Here is a 15,619-nt window from a genome sequence, read left to right on the forward strand (position 1 = left end):
CGCCGCTGGTGAGGCGGCGGGCGGGTGTTACTGGGTCAGATGGTGGCTTCGTACAGCGGCACCGAGCCGATGGCGTCGGCGATCTGCTTGCGGACGGCGTTGTAGGCCTCCTCGAGCACCTTGTCCGGGCGCACCAGCTCGAACCACATCACCAGGCGGCCTTCCTGGATGCGGTAGCGGAAGCGGGCCGGGATGCAGAAGGCGTCGCCGCCGAGGAACGGGCGGATGCCGATGAAGAACTGCTCGGGGATGTTGAGCTGGCCGGTCTCGCCGGCGCGGCCGTCGATCTGCTCGTTGTAGGTCAGCTGCACCTGGCCGTTGTCCAGGCGGATGCCCTGGCGGAAGGCGATGTTCTTCTTCGCCTCGAGGGTGCGGCTGATCTCCAGCATGTCGGCCGCGGTGGGGGCGGCGTGGTTGCCGTCGGGCTGGACGATGTCCTTGACGTTCTCCTCGATGAACTCGGCGAAGTCGGCCTGCGCCATCTTCTTGCGGTCGGCGGCGCGCCAGTTGCCCCACTCGACGGTGGTCGGGCACTGGTAGGTGGCCTTGTGGGTGCCCCACGACGGCGAGTCGGGCTGGTGGTAGTCGAGCACGGCGGTGAAGGTGCGGCCTTCCGGGCCGTTGCAGAACACGGCCGAGGCGCTATCGGCGAAGCGGTTCACGTAGTCGATGAAGGTCTTGGCGTCGAGCACCTTGACGGACTGGCGGATGCGCACCGGCGCCGGCAGGTGCTGCTCGAGGCCCTGCAGCTCGACGCCTTCGGGCAGCAGTGCGACAGGGGCGGTCAGGCCGGGGTGGTCGAGCGGCTTGCCGAGGGCCTGGGCGAGGGCGACGAGTTGGGTGATGGCTTGTTGCATGGTTGGCTTCCTTGGTGAGTGGCTTGGTTATTCGTTGACGGTGCGCAGGGCGGCGGCCGGTTCGTCGGCGACGGAGCGCAGCGGGATTTCCTGCTGGCGAGGGTCCTTGCGGGTCAGGTTCCCCTCGGGCGTCAGGAAGAACAGCGAGGTGCCGCGCGACAGCTGCGGTTCCTTGGCCTTCACGTCGGCCTTGATGGTCATCTGGCCTGCGCCGTCGGGTTTGTAGACGAGCTTGAGGGTCAGCTCGCCCTGCTTGCCGGTCAGGCGGATGGCGTCGATCAGGCTGTGCTGGGTGTCGGTCAGCTCGTCGAGCAGGTGCCCGGCCTCGAGGTCGCGCAGGGTGTCGATGAACGGGCGTGCCTTCTTTGTGGTCATGGTGCTGTGTCCCCTCTGGGGTGGTGGTCAAGCCGCTTGGTCGGCGGCGGGTTCTTGGCTAGGTTGCGGCGGGGTGCCCTTGGTGGCGTGAGTGGAGTGCATCGCGCGGCGGACCAGCAGGTCGGCCAGATCCTCCAGGGTGACCCGTGGCTCATCCAGTCGTGACTCGAACATCGTGAAGGTGCGCAGCTGGACCTTGCCCTTGCGGATCAGCGCGCGCAGGTGCTTGTCCGTCTTGATCCGGGTGAAGTAGCACTCGCGCACCTCGGACAAGGTCAGGCTGGCGGCTCGGTGCTGCTTCCACAGCCTGGCGAGCATGTCTGCGCGGGCTGCCTCCCCGCACCCCGCCGGGGTGGCCGCTCCGGGGGAGCGGTGCGCCAAATTGTCGACACTCTCGGTCAGCTGGCGGGCGATGGTTTGGCCTTGGGTCATGCGGCATCGTCCTTGTGGCTGGTGGTGGTGATGGCTACCCCGAGGCGGGCGGCGAGCCAGTCGATGCCCGCCTCGGTGACCATCAGCACGGAGTAGTGCACGTACTTCTTGATCCGGTCGTTCCAGTGCTGCCGAGGGTCCATGAACAGATGCCCGCGCCCGATGTAGCGGGAAGCCAGGGTGCCGTCCTTGTTCAGGACGTTGGTGTCCTGCAGGTGCTTGCGCAGGTCGCTCTCGCGGACGCCGAGCACGCTGGCCGCCTTGCGGATGGTCCGGTTCATGGGGTGCCTCAGGCTGCGCGCGCCGCGGTGCGGCGGGCGATATGCGCCAGGGCGCGCTCGATGTCGCGCAGGAAGTCCGCCAGGTCGCCATCGTTGTGCATCACCAGGTCGTTGTCGCGGATCTCGATGCCGGCCTCGCTGCTATGCGCCGCAACGCCGGGGGCCTCCGGGCGCAGGATGTGCACCACCACGCCGCCGCGGCGGCGCAGCCAGTCGGCCTCGTTCTCGAAGCGCAGATCGCTGACGACGATGCCGGTGCTGCCGGGCAGGCAGCGGGCGAGGCTGTCGAGGTTCTGCTCGGCGAGCAGCAGCCAGATGTCGTTGTGCACCAGGCCGCGGCCGAACTCGGTGCCGAGCAGCTGCATCAGCTCGCGCGGGCTCTTGCCCAGCCAGGGCAGCGGCTGCTCCTTCAGCGCGCCCTCGAGGTGGGCGTCGGACAGGTTGAAGCCGTTGGCCAGCATGCCCTTGAGCGGCATGGCGAGGGCGTAGTGGATGAAGCCGTGCTCGGTGGCGAGGTGCTTGGCGGCGGTGGTCTTGCCGCTGCGTGCGGGGCCGGCGAGGCCGATCAGGATCTGGGTCATGGTCAGGCCTCCGGAGCGGTTTCAAGGTGGCGGCGGGCGAAGGCGAGCATGGCCTGCAGCTCTTCGAGCAGTTCCGGCTCGTCGTCCTGGTCCATCGGAACGATGCGGACGCGTATGGTCTCGGCCTTCGGCCAGGTTCCGGTCGGCTTGAGATAGTCGAAGCCAGCCGGCCGGAAGTGCAGGCTGGCTGCACCGTGGCTGATGTCGAAGCACGGACTCCACTGGCCCTTGGCGGCCACCTGGGCGACGGTGTCGACGATCATCATGAGGAGGATGCTGATAGGGCTCATGCGGCATCCCCTCCGAACGGGCCGAAGCCGGCGTGGCAGGACTGCTGCAGGGTGGCGGCCTTTTGGCCGGCGCCGACGATTACCAGCAGGCCGGTGCGGCTCTGGATGCGGGCGATGGTGGTGGGGTTGGAAGCCGCTGCCGGGTGGAGGTACACCGGGCAGCGGGTGGTGCGGCGTGCTGTGTCCATGGGTGCGTCCCTTGGTGAGTGGGTACGCAATGAATATGTACTAACGGTTCATTTCAGTCAAGAACCTAAAGTTCATATTTTCTTTTGGATCATGAGTCGCATAAAGCGAAAAGCCCCGCACGGGGCGGGGCTTGGTTGGTTCGCTGGGCGGTCGTTCAGCCGAGCAGGGTTTTCTGCCAGTGATCCTCGCTGACGATGGCGAGCGGGCAGCCCGCGTCTCGCAGCTCGACGGCACGCATGATCTTGCGGCCGTAGGTGCTTTGCAGCCACTGCTCGTTGCCGATGCTGCCGACCACCAGGAAGTGGGTCTTCTTGGTGATGCTGGGCGCAGCCAGGCCGCCGCGGTCGATCACCACGGCCTCGCAGTCCTTGCGGGGGCCGAAGGCCATCACGCCGGTGAAGACGAAGACCCTGCCGTGCGGGGTCAGGTCGGGCGCAGGGTTGTCCAGCGGCAGCGTAGTGGGGGCGGTATAGGTGCGCGGCGCCGGTTGCGCGCTGGTGTAGCCGATGAAGCTGCGCAGGGTGTCGAGCAGGTCGGCGGCCTCGTCGGCGTCGAGCGCCTGGTCCAGCAGCATGGCATGGATGCGACGGAACAGGGTGTTGATGACCGGATCGTTCAGCTGGGCCAGGTGGGTGTTCATCCAATCGCGCAGGTGGGTCGCTTCCTGCTGGGTGACTACGCCATCGGCGACGATGCCAGTAACCAGACCGACCAGCATGTCGGCCGCGCGCCGGTCCATGCGGGCGGCATGGAAAATGCGGGTTTCCTGAAACTCCTGGTGCAGATCAACCATCTTCACGTCCTCTGTTGCATGGGATAAGCAAAGCCCCGCGTCTGCGGGGCTTGGGGTCAATTCTCTGCGCGGAAACTTTCCGCCAGCCTCGCCAGGTAGCGCATCAGGTCTCGTTGCCTGGCCTTGCCGTGGGCGTCTGGCCAGAGGAAGGCCATTAGCTGACAGCGATCCTCGTACAGCTCGCCCTGGACGTAGATCAGCGCGGCATCTTCGCCGGGGCGGCCAGACTTGCAGACCCGATGGTACTGGGCGCGGTCCTGGGGGAAGCTGCCCGGCGGCAGCTTGATGTGGATGTGCATCAGGCAGGCGCGGTAAGCCTCGGGCGGCTGGGTGTAGGGTGCGTCTCGGCCGAAGTAGCGGGGTGGGGCTAGGCGGTCGGACAGGATGTACTGCCGGAAGTCCTCCAGCAGTTGCGCGGATAGCCCGGGATACCGAGCGTCGACGGGGGCGAAGAATTCGGCGAAGGCTATGGGGTTGAAGGCGACTTCTACCGTCATCGACGCCCTTAGGCCAGCCTGGCCAGGCGCTGGGTGGTGTGCTCGGCCAGTGCCTTCAGGCCGTCCATGTCGATGGAGCTTTCCACGTAGCGGGGCGTTTCGTGCGTCTGGATCAGCAGGCTTTCGAGCTGTACCAAGCGCCCGCGCATCCTGGCCACGGCGCGGCGCAGGCCCATGTGCTCTTCGCTCAGGTAGTCGGGTACCTCGACGCCGCGCAGGGCGGCTTCCAGGCCGCGTGCCTGGGCGATCAGCTCCGGGAGGCGCTCGAACAGTTCAGCGTCGAAGCAGTCGCGCTTCAGCGTTACCTGAAGGGCTTGGCCATAGAGGTCGTCGAGTTCGAGGAATCCGGTACGCAGATCTTCCAGTACGCGGCGCAGCTCAGCGCGGCGAACCTGCAGAGCAGGCCGTTCGACCTGGGCGGCGACAGGCTTGACCGCCGGCTCGGCGACGGAATAGTCCCCGACCACGGCCAGGGCGGCCATGATCAACGATGTCGCAGTGGTTTTGATCGCCATGTCTGCTTCTCGGTGGACGTTTAAAAAAGCGCCGGGAGTATACGCACAACGCGACCTTACCGCTACCTGACCAGCTTATACAACACTGGGGAAACGTCCAGCGCGGCGGCGCGGGTTGGCCTGCTCAGATCAGGACCGAGTACCAGGGCGACGTAGGGGCTGCTGGTCAGAGCGCCGATCGCGGTAGCTTGGCGTCAATCACCCGGCCGATGATGTGCACGTTGTCGGTGATCTCTACCGTTCTGTAGGCCGGGTTCAGTGGGCGCAGATACTCGATGCCCGCGTCTCTGATGTACTGCTTGAACGTCGTTTCGCCGGTGTCGAGCAGCTTGGCGATATAGTACTTTCCGTTGACCAGATCGAACCCCTCGGGCTGCACCAGAATGAACATTCCAGATGGGAACCCGAAGCCTGTTGGTGGGGACATCGAGTCACCGCTGACCTCCAGCCAGTAGCCGCACGCCCCCGCATTCTCGTTCGATGCCAGCCACTCCTCCGCGAGGCCTGGCTGGTGGATTTCGCATGCCTCGCTCCAGCTTCCTGCTGCTACCCAACTGATCACGGGGTACTCCCTTGCCTCCCTGTGCGGTTGTAGTGCGGGCTTAACGTTTGCATGCTCGCTGGCAGCGTTGCCATCCTGTCGATAGTCAGATGGCAACATGCCAATGCCGTGGGTTGGGCCGGGGAGGCCCTCTCCAAATTGCAGCCATTCCACTCGAACGTTGAGAGCGGCTGCAATGGCCTGCATTGCTGGGCGGCCAGGCATTGCTTCTCCGTTAAGCCATTTGCTGGCGGCCTTTGCAGTCTTTCCTGTGATTGTCGACAGGCGTGCGCCTAGCCCCCACGCGGGAATTCCGGCGTCGGCGGCGGCACTCTTGAGGCGCATGACAAAGGCGCTGCGCATTTCATCGGGCTGAACCATAGGTTCACTATCGCACGGGCTTGCGTGAACTTTCAGTTCCGGCATACTATGTACCTGAAGTTCATATTTAGAGCCGAGGAGGGCTGTCATATGGCCGCTCTGAAAATGGCAATTGCATGTGCAGGTGGTGCGCGAGCTGCAGCTGAGGCATGTGGCGTCAGCGTTCGCGCTGTTTACAAGTGGATTGCTGCTGATTCGCTGCCGCGTACGGAATACACCGGCGAGACGAACTATGTTGCTCGGTTGGCTGATGCCGCCGCTAAGAATGGCAAGCCGTTCGATGCATCTAAGCTGAAAAATTCTGCGGCTCCTGGAAGGTCTGCCGCCTGAACACTCACCAGCCACAACCGCCGCGGGACACAGCACAAGGATCAGTCGCGGCGGGCCGGCACCGGGAGCCTCACCAGCAGACCGGGGCCGGCAGGGGGAGGGATGAACAGCAGCCTGACGCGGATGCGGCAGGCGAAGAAGAAGCAGGTGCCGGGAACCAGGGAAGCCACTCACCAAAGTAGGCCCTGGCCCCGGCGGGTTCGGTAGACGGGTACCACCCCTGACTACCTCAACAGCCTTGCCCGTGGGGACACAGCACGTATACCAACGGGCGGCGACTGCTGTAGGCCAATCATAGGGCAGTTGCCCGGGTTGCGCCTACAGCGATACCGGGGATTTAACACTCATGAGCCGCAAGGATCTGCTGCCGGACGCTGGTCCGGTCCTTTCTCTGCGCCAGGCGCTGTACCGCGCCGGTCGCGACTACAGGGGCGGGATCACCGCCCTTTCCCATGATCTGGCGATGGATCTCGACACCCTGCAGAAGAAGCTGCACCCCAGCGAGGAGCGGCGCTGGCCGACTCCGGACGAGCTGGAGGAGATCATTGCCGCTACCCGTGACCCGCGGCTGCTGGATGCGCTGATGCGGCAGGCGGGTGCGGTCTGGTATCGGCCGGAGCCGGTCGCGGCCACTCGGGACGCGCTCAAGGCGGTTGGCGAGCTGCTGCAGCGGGAAGGCGAATTCGTCGGCAGCCTGCACGCCGGCGCGGCCGACAATGTGTGGCAGCCGCATGAAGTGGCGCTGCTGGAGCACCATGGCCATCAGGTGATCCGCGCTGTGCTGGGCATCATGGCCGGCGCGCGGGCTGCGATGGAGGGCCGCTGCGATGGATGAGCGCTTCATCGAGCTGGCCGAGCAGGTGCAGGCTGCACAGGTGCAGCGGGCCATCGACAGCCGCGTGCGTTACCAAGGTGTGAGCGCCCTGGAGTGCGATGACTGCGGGGCTGCGATTCCGGAAGCCCGGCGCCAGGCGGTGCCGGGTTGCCGTTTGTGCGTGGATTGCCAGGGCATGGCGGAGGCGCGCGGATGACTCAGGCAGGGACGGCCACTCCGATTGCCGCCTGGGCGCGGCGCTATATCGAAACCTTCAATCTGGCCCTGGTGCCCATCGATCCGGGCGAGAAGGCCCCGAAGGGCAGCGGCTGGAACCAGCCCGGCGGCTACTTCACCGACGCGGCCGAGGCCGAGGCGTTCTGGAGCCGTCACCCGCAGCACAACATGGGTGTGGTGCTCGGCCCGAGCCGGGTGTGCTCGCTGGACGTGGATCATGTGGAGTACTCGCGGCAGGTGCTGCGCGATGTGCTGGGCATGGACCTGGACGCGCTGCCGGGCGACTACCCGACGCTGGTGGGCAACCCGGCGCGGTTCCGGGTGATGTTCCGTCTGCCGGAGGGTGTGGAGTTCAGCCGGCATTCGCTGTCATGGCCGAACGAGCTTGACCCGGATGGCAGCCAGTTCAAGCGGCTGATGGCCGAGGCGCGGCAGGCGAAGGCGGCCGGTGATGAGGCGCTGGAAGCCGAGCTGCGGGCGAAGGCGAAGCCGCTGGCTCCGGTGACTGTGTTCGAGCTGCGGGCGGGGCCGGTGCAGGATGTGCTGCCGCCGTCGATCCACCCGGAGACGGGCAGGCCGTACTCGTGGCGCACGCCGCCGTCGGCCGATGGGCTGCCGGAGCTGCCGTGCGATCTGCTGAACATCTGGCGCAACTGGGATGTGTTCAAGCGGATGGCCCTGGAGGCGTGCCCGTGGGCACCGAAGGCGGCACCGGCGCCGGTACGTGCTGCGCCTCCCGCCCGCGCGCAGGCCGGCGATCAGCCGTCGGTGATCGATGCGTTCAACCGGGCGCAGGATGTGGAGAGCCTGCTGAAGGCGCACGGCTATGAGCGCCGCGGGCGGAAGTGGTTGTGCCCGCAGAGCAGCACCGGGCTGCCGGGGGTGACGATCAGCGATGAAGGCCGGGTGTATTCGCACCATGGCTCTGACCCGCTGGCCAACGGGCACATGAACGATCCGTTCGATGTGTTCTGCATCCTGGAGCACGGTGGCGATACCGCGGCGGCGATCAAGGCGGCTGCCCGGTCGCTGGGGATGGAGCACAAGCGGGCGTCGCCCAGGCCGCCCGAGCCGCCGGCGGTGGGTGACCTTCCCCCGGCCCCATCCGATGTCGAGGGCGAAGGCGAGGCCGGCTGCTCCGATGACGGGGGGGCGGGGGAGGGCCTGACTCTGGCTCGCGTGCTGCGCCGTTACGCCTTGATCGAGGGGACCACGTCGGTGTGGGATCTGGACAAGGCGAAGAAGATGAAGCGCTCGGCGTTCGAGGCGCTGGTCGGCAAGGATGTGTTCAAGGAGTGGTCGGCCGTCACCGACGAGAAGCGCAAGAAGCGGGTCAGCGAGGAGTGGGTCCGCGATATCGAGAAGGCGCGGGCGATGGCGGGCAAGGCGGTGGGCGATGACAGGATGCCGCCGCTGGTGCGCTACGTGTATATCGACGGCACGAAGGATGTGTGGGACTACGCGAAGAAGCGGCGGATCTCCGAGGGTGCGGTGAAGATGGCCTTGGGCGATGCGTACAGCCTGTGGCTGAACAGCCCGGAGCGGCGTGTGGTGGACGTGAACCACATCGTGTTCGACCCGACGATGACGCATGACCCGAAGACGCACATCAATACGTTCGAGGGGCTGCCGCTGCAGCCGGTGCGCGACGACAAGGCGTGCGAGAACCTGCGCTGGCTGATCAGCTTCCTGTGCAACCACGACGAGAAGGCGGCCGATTGGCTGACGCGGTGGATTGCGTACCCGCTGCAGCACTCGGGGGCGAAGATGGATACCGCGGTGCTGATGCACTCGATCAAGGAGGGCTCGGGCAAGAGCCTGTTGTTCTCGGTGGCAATGGGGCGGCTGTACGGGCAGTACTCGGCGACGGTTGGGCAGACCCAGTTGGAAGGGAACTTCAACGCCTGGCAGAGCGGCAAGCTGTGGGCTGTGTTCGAGGAGGTGGTGAGCCGCGACCAGCGGTACAACCAGGTGGGCAAGATCAAGCAGCTGATCACCGGGCAGACGGTGCGCATCGAGTCGAAGTTCGTGAACGGCTGGGAGGAGGCCAGTCACATGAATGCGGTGTTCCTGTCGAACGAGATCATGCCGTGGCCGATCAGCGACAGCGACCGCCGCTTCCTGGTGATGTGGCCGGAGGATGTGCTGCCGCTGGATCGGCAGGCGGCGATCAAGCATGAGTTGGCGAACGGGGGCGTCGAGGCGCTGTACGGGTGGCTGCTGTCGGTTGACCTGGGCGGCTTCGATCAGCAGACGAAGCCGCCGGTGACCGAGGCGCGCAAGCGGCTGGTCGCGCTGAGCCGGGCGTCCTGGCAGACGTTCCTGTACCTGTGGAAGACGGGCGAGCTCGGGCCGAAGTTGTGGGGCGCGTGCACGGCGACCGATCTGTATGCGCTGTTCATCGAGTGGTGTCAGCGGAACCGGGAGCACACCCTGTCGCAGACGAAGTTCTCGGAGTTCATCAGTACCGAGGTGGAGAAGACGCCGCGGGGGATCCCGTGGACGGATGGCACGACGCGGCGGTTCGCGAACTTCTTCTTCCCGTCCTGCGAGCAGGCCTTCCTGCCACCTTCCCCTTCATCGGCCGATCTGGGCGCGCATGTGCTCGCCTGGCGGGTGGCGGCCAAGGCGGCGGGCTGGGCGGTGGATAGCTGGGACCATGTGAAGGGGGCTGCAGCATGAATCCTCGCGCATGTGTGTCGGGTGTGTCGGGTTTGTGTCGGGTGGTTTTTGGCGACCCTGCACAGGCGAAAGCCGCGTGTGGCGCGGGTTGTGGGCGTGTGTGTCGGGTGTGTCGGGTTGGCGCGCGCGTGCGCGCGTGCGCGCATGAATTTATGGCGGCATTCGGCAGCCGTTTTTTTTCTTACGCGAGGACTGAAAAAGCCGACAAACCCGACACACCCAACACAGCAGGTCTGAAAGCATTGTTTTTGCTGGGTTTGTTGTGTGTCGGGTGTGTGTCGGGTTGGGCGGTTTTGTGTCGGGTTGGTTCTGGCGAGGGAGTGCGCGGCCATGATTGAGGCAATCGAGGTGCTGATGACGTACTGGGGTGAGCAGCTGCAGAAGGCCGGCCAGCCCGGGGCGCTGCCTAGCTCGATGGGCACACTCGTGGAGTACCAGGGCTGTGCGCCGCGGGGCGGTATGCCTGGGGCTCGGATGCTGCTGGCGGGCGCTGGCCCGGACTACGCGGCGAGCGAGGTGGAGGCGGCGCTGGGCGCGGTGGAGCGCGGCGATGGGGGCGAGGCGCTGGGGAAGCTGGCTCGCAAGCGTTACCTGAACACCCTTGGCCTGACGCTGGACGAGCAGGTGTATGACCTGGAGCTGGGCCGTGGTGAGGCCGGGCGGCGGGCGTACTTCCGGCAGTTGCACAAGCTGCACTCGCTGGTGCAGGCGGAGCTGCTGGCTCGGCAGGCGAAGCAGGGTGGGCGCCGGCGTGAGGCTCGCCGGGATGGCGAGCGGATGCGGAAGGCTGCGCACGATCAGGCGCTGGCGGCGCATTCGGCGCGTGGGGTCGAGCTGTTCAAGGGGCGGAGCTGATGACCGTTCGTCGGGTGACTCGGCGTCAGTCGGCGTCAGTGGGCGTTTGTCGGCGTCAGTCGGCGTGTACCGATATCGGGGGCTTTTCGGTTTGTCACTCGGGGGGTACAAAGTCACCACGATTCGACAGGTGCGCCTGATCGAGCTAGCGAGCACTGTGCTGTGCCCCTGACCTTCCCCGGTCACCCTGACCCCGCTTCGGCGGGGTTTTCTATTTCTGCTGCCAGCCTGGCTAAGGAGCGCCGATGTCGACCGAGCAACCTTTCGCGGATATGCCGTTCTGGCTGGTGGTGCTGCTGAGCCTTGCCGGGCTGTCCGGCGAGATGCTGCGGGCGTCGGGCTCGAACCTGACGCTGCGGCAGATCCTGCAGCGTGTCGCGCTGCGCTTCCTCGCCTCGGGCCTGCTGGGTATGGCTACCGTGCTGCTGGCCATGGCGCTGTGGGGCAACCTGTACACGGCCACCGGGCTGGGCATCGTGATCGCGGTGATCGGCGCCGATGTGGCGGGTGGGTTGTACACCCAGCTGCTGGCGAAGCGGGCTGGGTTGCAGGTGCCGGAGCGGGATGGCGGGCAGTGATGCCCGCCCCGGCGGCCCCTTTGGGCCCGGGTCCTTCCGGCCAAAAAGACCATCTACGGCGACGTGGACCGCGTTTTTTTCGCAGACGTGCGGGCCTATAGGGGGTTCCGCTTCCTGTCCCGGCTGACCCGGAGCATCCCATGCCATCGCAACGCGAGATCGCCCAGCACCTGGACATGAGCGAGCGCAACGCGCGCGACGTGCTGAAGGGGCTGGGCATCGACTGGACCACCGCGGACCTCGACGAGATCCGCATCGCCTACATCCGCGACCTGCGCGAGAAGGCCGCCGGCCGCGGCAGCAGCCAGGCCGAGCTGCTCAACGCTGCGCGCATCGAGGAGTCCACGGTCAAGGCCGCCAACGGGCGGCTGGCCTACCACGAGAAGCTCGGGACGCTGGTCCCGACCGCTGACGCCGCCAACGCCATCAACGACTGGGCCGCCTTCGCCAACCGCGAGTACCTGAGCGGCGCGGAGAAGCTGGTCGACGAGATCGAGAGCCGGGCGAAGGTCAGCGTCGACCGCAGCATGGTGACCCAAATTGTTGGAGCTACAGTCAGCCGAATTGGCGGCTATGCGGACAAGCTTGGCCGTCGTATTGCTGGAGGCCGCCGAGCGCTTCAGTCCGCCGAAGCAAGTGCCGACGGCGGAGTGGATCTCGAGTGAGTTCTACCTGCCGTCCGAGGCCGGCCCGCTGCATGGCCTCTACGACTTCTACTACACCCCGTACTTCCTCGGCGTAGCCGCGGCGCTGGACGACCCGGCCGTCCAGGAGGTCGACCTGATGAAGGCCGCGCAGATCGGCTGGACCTACTTCCTGCTCGGTTTCATCTTCAAACAGGTCATCAACCGGCCGTGCCCGATCATGATCCTGTTCGCCAAGGAGGGCGACGGCAAGAGCCTGCACGACGAGAAGCTGGTGCCCAGCGCCCTGGCCAATCCGGCGGTGGCGAAGCTGATGGATATCTCGACGCAGAAGAAGTCTGGCAACCGCTGGAACCACAAGAGCTTCGCCGGCGGCTTCCTCAAGCTGGTCGCCTCCAACTCGCCGGGCAACGTGAAGTCCACCTCCGCGGTGGGCCTGGCGGTGGTCGAGGAACCGGACGACACCAGCGACGACGTGAAGGGGCAGGGCGATGCCATCGGCCTGCTCGAGGAGCGCATCAAGCGCTACCCCGGCGCCAAGATGCTGGTCGGCGGTACGCCCTCGCTCAAGGGCCTGTCGAAGACCGAGCAGCGCCTGGAGCAGACCGACTGCCGCGTGTTGCCGGTGGTCTGCCACGAGTGCGGCGAGGCTCACGTGCTGGACTTCCAGTACATCAGCTGGCTGCAGGCCGACGAGGACGCCCAGCCCCACGAGGTCTACGGCTACGCGCTGCCGGAAACCGCCGTCTACGCCTGCCCGCACTGCGGCAGCACCTGGGACGACCACCAGCGCAAGGAGAACGTCCGCAACACAGTGATGGCCGCGGTGGAGCGGGGCGATCCGCTGTGCGGATGGGTGCCGACCAAGCCGTTCTACGGCCGCGCCGGCTTCATCGAACTCAACGAGCTGTACGCCTGCCTGCCCGGCACCACCCTGTCAGGCATCGTGCGCGAGCAGCTGGCGGCGGAGAAGCTGGCCGAGAGCGGCGACCTCAAGCTGCTGATCAAGTTCGTCAACCAGAAGCAGGGCCGCGCCTACGAATACCGCTCGGACCTGCCGGACGCCGACAAGCTCGCCGAGCGCGCCGAGGACTATCGGGAGCTGGTGGTGCCGGCCGGCGGACTGGTCCTCACCCTGACCGTGGACGTCCAGCACGACCGCCTGGCCGTGATCATCCGCGCCTGGGGGCGGGGCGAGGAAAGCTGGCTGGTGCTGTGGACCGAGCTGGCCGCGCAGACTGGCACCTCGGACAAGAACGACCCGGTGTGGGCCGAACTGGATCGCCTGCTGTTCGCCACCTACGAGCATGTGCGCGGCTACCGGCTGCGCATCTCGGCAGCCAGCGTCGACACCTCTGACGGCCAGACCAACGACGCGGCCTACCACTACGTGCGCACCCGCCGCGCGCGGTTCGGCAACAAGCTGCTGGCGATCAAGGGCAGCCAGGTGATCGACGCCGAGATCCTCACCGCGCCGCGCAAGATCGACCTCAACGCCAAGGCCACCAAGGCGACGAAGTACGGCCTGCAGGTCTACATGGTCGGCGTCAACAGGGCCAAGGACCTGCTGGCCGAGCGGCTCAAGCTCACCGGCCACGGCCCCGGGCGCATGCACACCTACAAGGGCGTGCGCGCCGACTACCACGTGCAGCTGTGCGGCGAGGTCAAGGCGCCGAGCCGCAAGCACGCCGGCAAGAAGGTCTGGCAGCAGAAGTCCGGCGCCGCCGTCGAGGCCTGGGACTGCGAGGGCTACGCCATCCACCTGGCGCGCTTCCTGCGCCTGCACCTGAAGAGCCCGGCCGACTGGGACGCCATCGAGGGCGGCCTGATGCAGGCCGACCTGCTGGCCGAAGACGAGGCACCTGACGAGTCCGCCGCCCCGGCTGCCCCGGCCGCCCCGGCGCGCAACAAACCCAGCCTGGCCGACATCGGCCGCCTGATGAACGGAGACCCCTGATGGCGACGCTCGAACAACTCAACGAAGCCCGCGCCGCCCTGCACCGGCTGAGCATCGGCACCAGTACCGTGAGCATCCAGCGCGACGGCAAGCGCGTGGATTTCACGCCGATCAGCCGGCCCGACCTGGAGCGCTACATCGCCCAACTGGAGGCCGAGCTGGGCCAGCCGGGCAACCGGCGCCGCGGCCCGGCGGGTGTGCTGGCATGAGCGAGATTCAGATCCTCGCCCCGGACGGCACGCTGGCCCGCCAGCGGCTCAGCGGCTGGCAGGGCGCCGGCGCCGGCTTCGGCGGCCAGCTCGCCAACTGGCGCCCGGCGCTGAAGACGGTCGACGCCGCGCTGCTGCCCAACCTCAAGCTGGGCAACGCCCGCGCCGAGGACGTCACCCGCAACAACGCCTTCGCCGCCAACGGCGTGCAGCTGCACGTCGACAATATCGTCGGCCACCTCTTCCGCCTCAGCTACAAGCCGCGCTGGCAGCGCCTGGGCATCACCGACGCCGACGCCCGCGCCTTCGCCCGCGACGTCGAAGCCTGGTGGATGGAGTACGCCGAAGACCCGCACGGCTGCTGGCTGGACGTCGAGCGCAAGCGCACCTTCACCATGATCGTGCGCGAGAGCATCGGCACCCACACCCGCCTGGGCGAGATCACCGCCGCCGCGGAGTGGGTCGAGCGCCGCGGCACGCGCATGCGCACCGCCATCAAGCTGGTCAGCCCCAAGCGGGTCAGCAACCCGGGCGGCCAGCGCGACAGCGGCCACCTGCGCGCCGGCATCGAGTTCGACGCCGGCGGCGCCGCGCTGGCCTACTGGGTGCAGCAGGGCGCGGCGTCCGGGCTGGGCATGGGCAACGGCCTGGGCAACGAGTGGCGGCGCATCGAGCGGGAAACCGCCCACGGCCGGCCGAAGTTCATCCACATCTTCGAGCCGACCGAGGACGGCCAGAGCCGCGGGGCCAACCAGTTCCTCGCCGTGCTGGAGCAGTCGCACATGCTGCCCAAGCTGCAGCACACCAAGCTGCAGAACGCCATCGTCAACGCCATGTACGCGGCGACCATCGAGAGCGAACTGGGCACCGAGGCGGCGATGGAGATCATCGGTGCCAGCGACGGCGGCGCGTCCCAGCTCGCCAACTACATGCTGGCCGTCAACAGCTTCCACGGCAGCAAGCTCAACCTCAACGGCGTGAAGATCCCCCACCTGCTGCCGGGCGAGAAGCTGCACCTGCAGACCAGCGGCAACGTCGACAACGGCTTCACCGACCTGGAGTCGTCGATCCTGCGCTGGATGGCCGCCGGCCTCAACGTGCCCTACGAGCCGTTCGCCAAGGACTACCGGCAGAGCACCTACAGCAGCGCCCGCGCCTCGATGCTCGAAGGCTGGCGGTACTACATGGGCCGCCGCAAGGTCATCGCCGCGCGGCTGGCCAGCACGCTGTTCGCCCTGGCCTTCGAGGAGGCCCTGGCGCGCCGCGAGCTGAGCCTGCCGCGCAACGCCAGCCGCGGCTTCTACGAGGCCCGCGCCGCCTGGTGCAACGCCGAGTGGATCGGTTCCGGCCGGCTGGCCATCGACGGCCTCAAGGAGGTCAAGGAAGCGGTGCTGCGCATCGAGTCCGGCCTCAGCACCTACGAGAAGGAGCTTGCCCTGCTCGGCGAGGACTACCAGGAAACCTTCGCCCAGCAGGTGCGCGAGCAGGAAGAGCGGCGCGCCGCCGGCCTGCCGCCGCCGAGCTGGATGCAGGCCCAGGCCATCGCCCCGGACCAGCCGGACGCCAACCCCAGCGAGTGAC

21 protein-coding genes are annotated in these 15,619 nt (G+C 67.0%); 10 read left to right on the forward strand and 11 right to left on the reverse strand.

The annotated features are described in order from the left end of the window. Window positions 1-35: 35 nt before the first annotated feature. The 11 genes from RA210_RS08320 to RA210_RS08370 all read right to left on the reverse strand — a co-directional run bounded on the left by RA210_RS08320 (window position 36) and on the right by RA210_RS08370 (window position 5,822). Window positions 36-857, reverse strand: coding sequence for a YfdQ family protein (locus tag RA210_RS08320; protein ID WP_201486070.1), 822 nt, complete (start codon window positions 855-857; stop codon window positions 36-38). Window positions 858-884: 27 nt separating this feature from the next. Beyond that, window positions 885-1,232, reverse strand: a complete 348-nt coding sequence (locus tag RA210_RS08325) for a hypothetical protein (RefSeq protein WP_201486071.1) — start codon at window positions 1,230-1,232, stop codon at window positions 885-887. 27 nt (window positions 1,233-1,259) lie between these two features. Further along, the gene (locus tag RA210_RS08330; protein WP_201486072.1) at window positions 1,260-1,664 is read right to left on the reverse strand and encodes a pyocin activator PrtN family protein; all 405 of its coding nucleotides are present in this window, start codon (window positions 1,662-1,664) and stop codon (window positions 1,260-1,262) included. Beyond that, complete coding sequence (locus RA210_RS08335; RefSeq protein ID WP_201486073.1) at window positions 1,661-1,945, reverse strand: hypothetical protein; 285 nt, start codon at window positions 1,943-1,945, stop codon at window positions 1,661-1,663. Before RA210_RS08335 ends, RA210_RS08330 begins: the two co-directional genes overlap by 4 nt. A gap of 8 nt (window positions 1,946-1,953) precedes the next feature. Further along, the gene (locus RA210_RS08340) at window positions 1,954-2,526 is read right to left on the reverse strand and encodes a deoxynucleotide monophosphate kinase family protein (RefSeq protein WP_201486074.1); all 573 of its coding nucleotides are present in this window, start codon (window positions 2,524-2,526) and stop codon (window positions 1,954-1,956) included. Window positions 2,527-2,528: 2 nt separating this feature from the next. After that, a complete protein-coding gene (locus tag RA210_RS08345) occupies window positions 2,529-2,816 on the reverse strand; it encodes a hypothetical protein (protein ID WP_201486075.1) in 288 nt (95 codons plus the stop codon). Continuing rightward, entirely contained in the window at window positions 2,813-3,004 is a 192-nt protein-coding gene (locus RA210_RS08350) for a hypothetical protein (RefSeq protein WP_201486076.1), read from the reverse strand. Before RA210_RS08350 ends, RA210_RS08345 begins: the two co-directional genes overlap by 4 nt. Window positions 3,005-3,159: 155 nt before the next feature. Further along, window positions 3,160-3,798, reverse strand: a complete 639-nt coding sequence (locus tag RA210_RS08355; protein ID WP_201486077.1) for a BRCT domain-containing protein — start codon at window positions 3,796-3,798, stop codon at window positions 3,160-3,162. Between the two features lie 56 nt (window positions 3,799-3,854). Further along, on the reverse strand, window positions 3,855-4,295 hold the full coding sequence (locus RA210_RS08360) for a type II toxin-antitoxin system YafO family toxin (RefSeq protein ID WP_201486078.1): 441 nt from the start codon (window positions 4,293-4,295) through the stop codon (window positions 3,855-3,857). Between the two features lie 8 nt (window positions 4,296-4,303). Further along, on the reverse strand, window positions 4,304-4,810 hold the full coding sequence (locus RA210_RS08365; protein ID WP_201486079.1) for a hypothetical protein: 507 nt from the start codon (window positions 4,808-4,810) through the stop codon (window positions 4,304-4,306). 166 nt (window positions 4,811-4,976) lie between these two features. Beyond that, window positions 4,977-5,822, reverse strand: a complete 846-nt coding sequence (locus tag RA210_RS08370; RefSeq protein ID WP_236574681.1) for a LexA family transcriptional regulator — start codon at window positions 5,820-5,822, stop codon at window positions 4,977-4,979. Between RA210_RS08370 and RA210_RS08375 the strand changes: the two genes are divergently transcribed. The 10 genes from RA210_RS08375 to RA210_RS08420 all read left to right on the forward strand — a co-directional run bounded on the left by RA210_RS08375 (window position 5,823) and on the right by RA210_RS08420 (window position 15,618). Then, the gene (locus RA210_RS08375) at window positions 5,823-6,062 is read left to right on the forward strand and encodes a hypothetical protein (protein WP_201486080.1); all 240 of its coding nucleotides are present in this window, start codon (window positions 5,823-5,825) and stop codon (window positions 6,060-6,062) included. It begins immediately after the preceding gene. A gap of 346 nt (window positions 6,063-6,408) precedes the next feature. Next, window positions 6,409-6,897: a phage regulatory CII family protein gene (locus RA210_RS08380; protein WP_201486081.1), complete on the forward strand. Its 489-nt coding sequence runs from the start codon at window positions 6,409-6,411 to the stop codon at window positions 6,895-6,897. Further along, a complete protein-coding gene (locus RA210_RS08385) occupies window positions 6,890-7,093 on the forward strand; it encodes a TraR/DksA C4-type zinc finger protein (RefSeq protein WP_201486082.1) in 204 nt (67 codons plus the stop codon). Before RA210_RS08380 ends, RA210_RS08385 begins: the two co-directional genes overlap by 8 nt. Further along, entirely contained in the window at window positions 7,090-9,795 is a 2,706-nt protein-coding gene (locus RA210_RS08390; protein ID WP_201486083.1) for a bifunctional DNA primase/polymerase, read from the forward strand. Before RA210_RS08385 ends, RA210_RS08390 begins: the two co-directional genes overlap by 4 nt. Before the next feature lie 330 nt (window positions 9,796-10,125). Next, window positions 10,126-10,650, forward strand: coding sequence for a hypothetical protein (locus RA210_RS08395; protein ID WP_201486084.1), 525 nt, complete (start codon window positions 10,126-10,128; stop codon window positions 10,648-10,650). Between the two features lie 245 nt (window positions 10,651-10,895). Continuing rightward, window positions 10,896-11,228: a phage holin family protein gene (locus RA210_RS08400; protein WP_201486085.1), complete on the forward strand. Its 333-nt coding sequence runs from the start codon at window positions 10,896-10,898 to the stop codon at window positions 11,226-11,228. A 140-nt stretch (window positions 11,229-11,368) separates the two neighbouring features. Continuing rightward, the gene (locus tag RA210_RS08405; RefSeq protein WP_201486086.1) at window positions 11,369-11,893 is read left to right on the forward strand and encodes a hypothetical protein; all 525 of its coding nucleotides are present in this window, start codon (window positions 11,369-11,371) and stop codon (window positions 11,891-11,893) included. Then, window positions 11,814-13,829, forward strand: a complete 2,016-nt coding sequence (locus RA210_RS08410) for a phage terminase large subunit family protein (RefSeq protein ID WP_201486087.1) — start codon at window positions 11,814-11,816, stop codon at window positions 13,827-13,829. The genes RA210_RS08405 and RA210_RS08410 overlap by 80 nt, the downstream gene beginning before the upstream one ends. Beyond that, on the forward strand, window positions 13,829-14,038 hold the full coding sequence (gene gpW / locus RA210_RS08415) for a gpW family head-tail joining protein (protein WP_201486088.1): 210 nt from the start codon (window positions 13,829-13,831) through the stop codon (window positions 14,036-14,038). The genes RA210_RS08410 and gpW overlap by 1 nt, the downstream gene beginning before the upstream one ends. Then, window positions 14,035-15,618 carry a phage portal protein gene (locus RA210_RS08420; RefSeq protein WP_201486089.1) on the forward strand — a complete coding sequence of 528 codons (1,584 nt, stop codon included), beginning with the start codon at window positions 14,035-14,037 and terminating at the stop codon, window positions 15,616-15,618. Before gpW ends, RA210_RS08420 begins: the two co-directional genes overlap by 4 nt. Window position 15,619 lies beyond the last annotated feature (1 nt).

It is taken from the genome of Pseudomonas sp. OF001 (assembly GCF_904426495.1).
Lineage (GTDB): Bacteria > Pseudomonadota > Gammaproteobacteria > Pseudomonadales > Pseudomonadaceae > Geopseudomonas.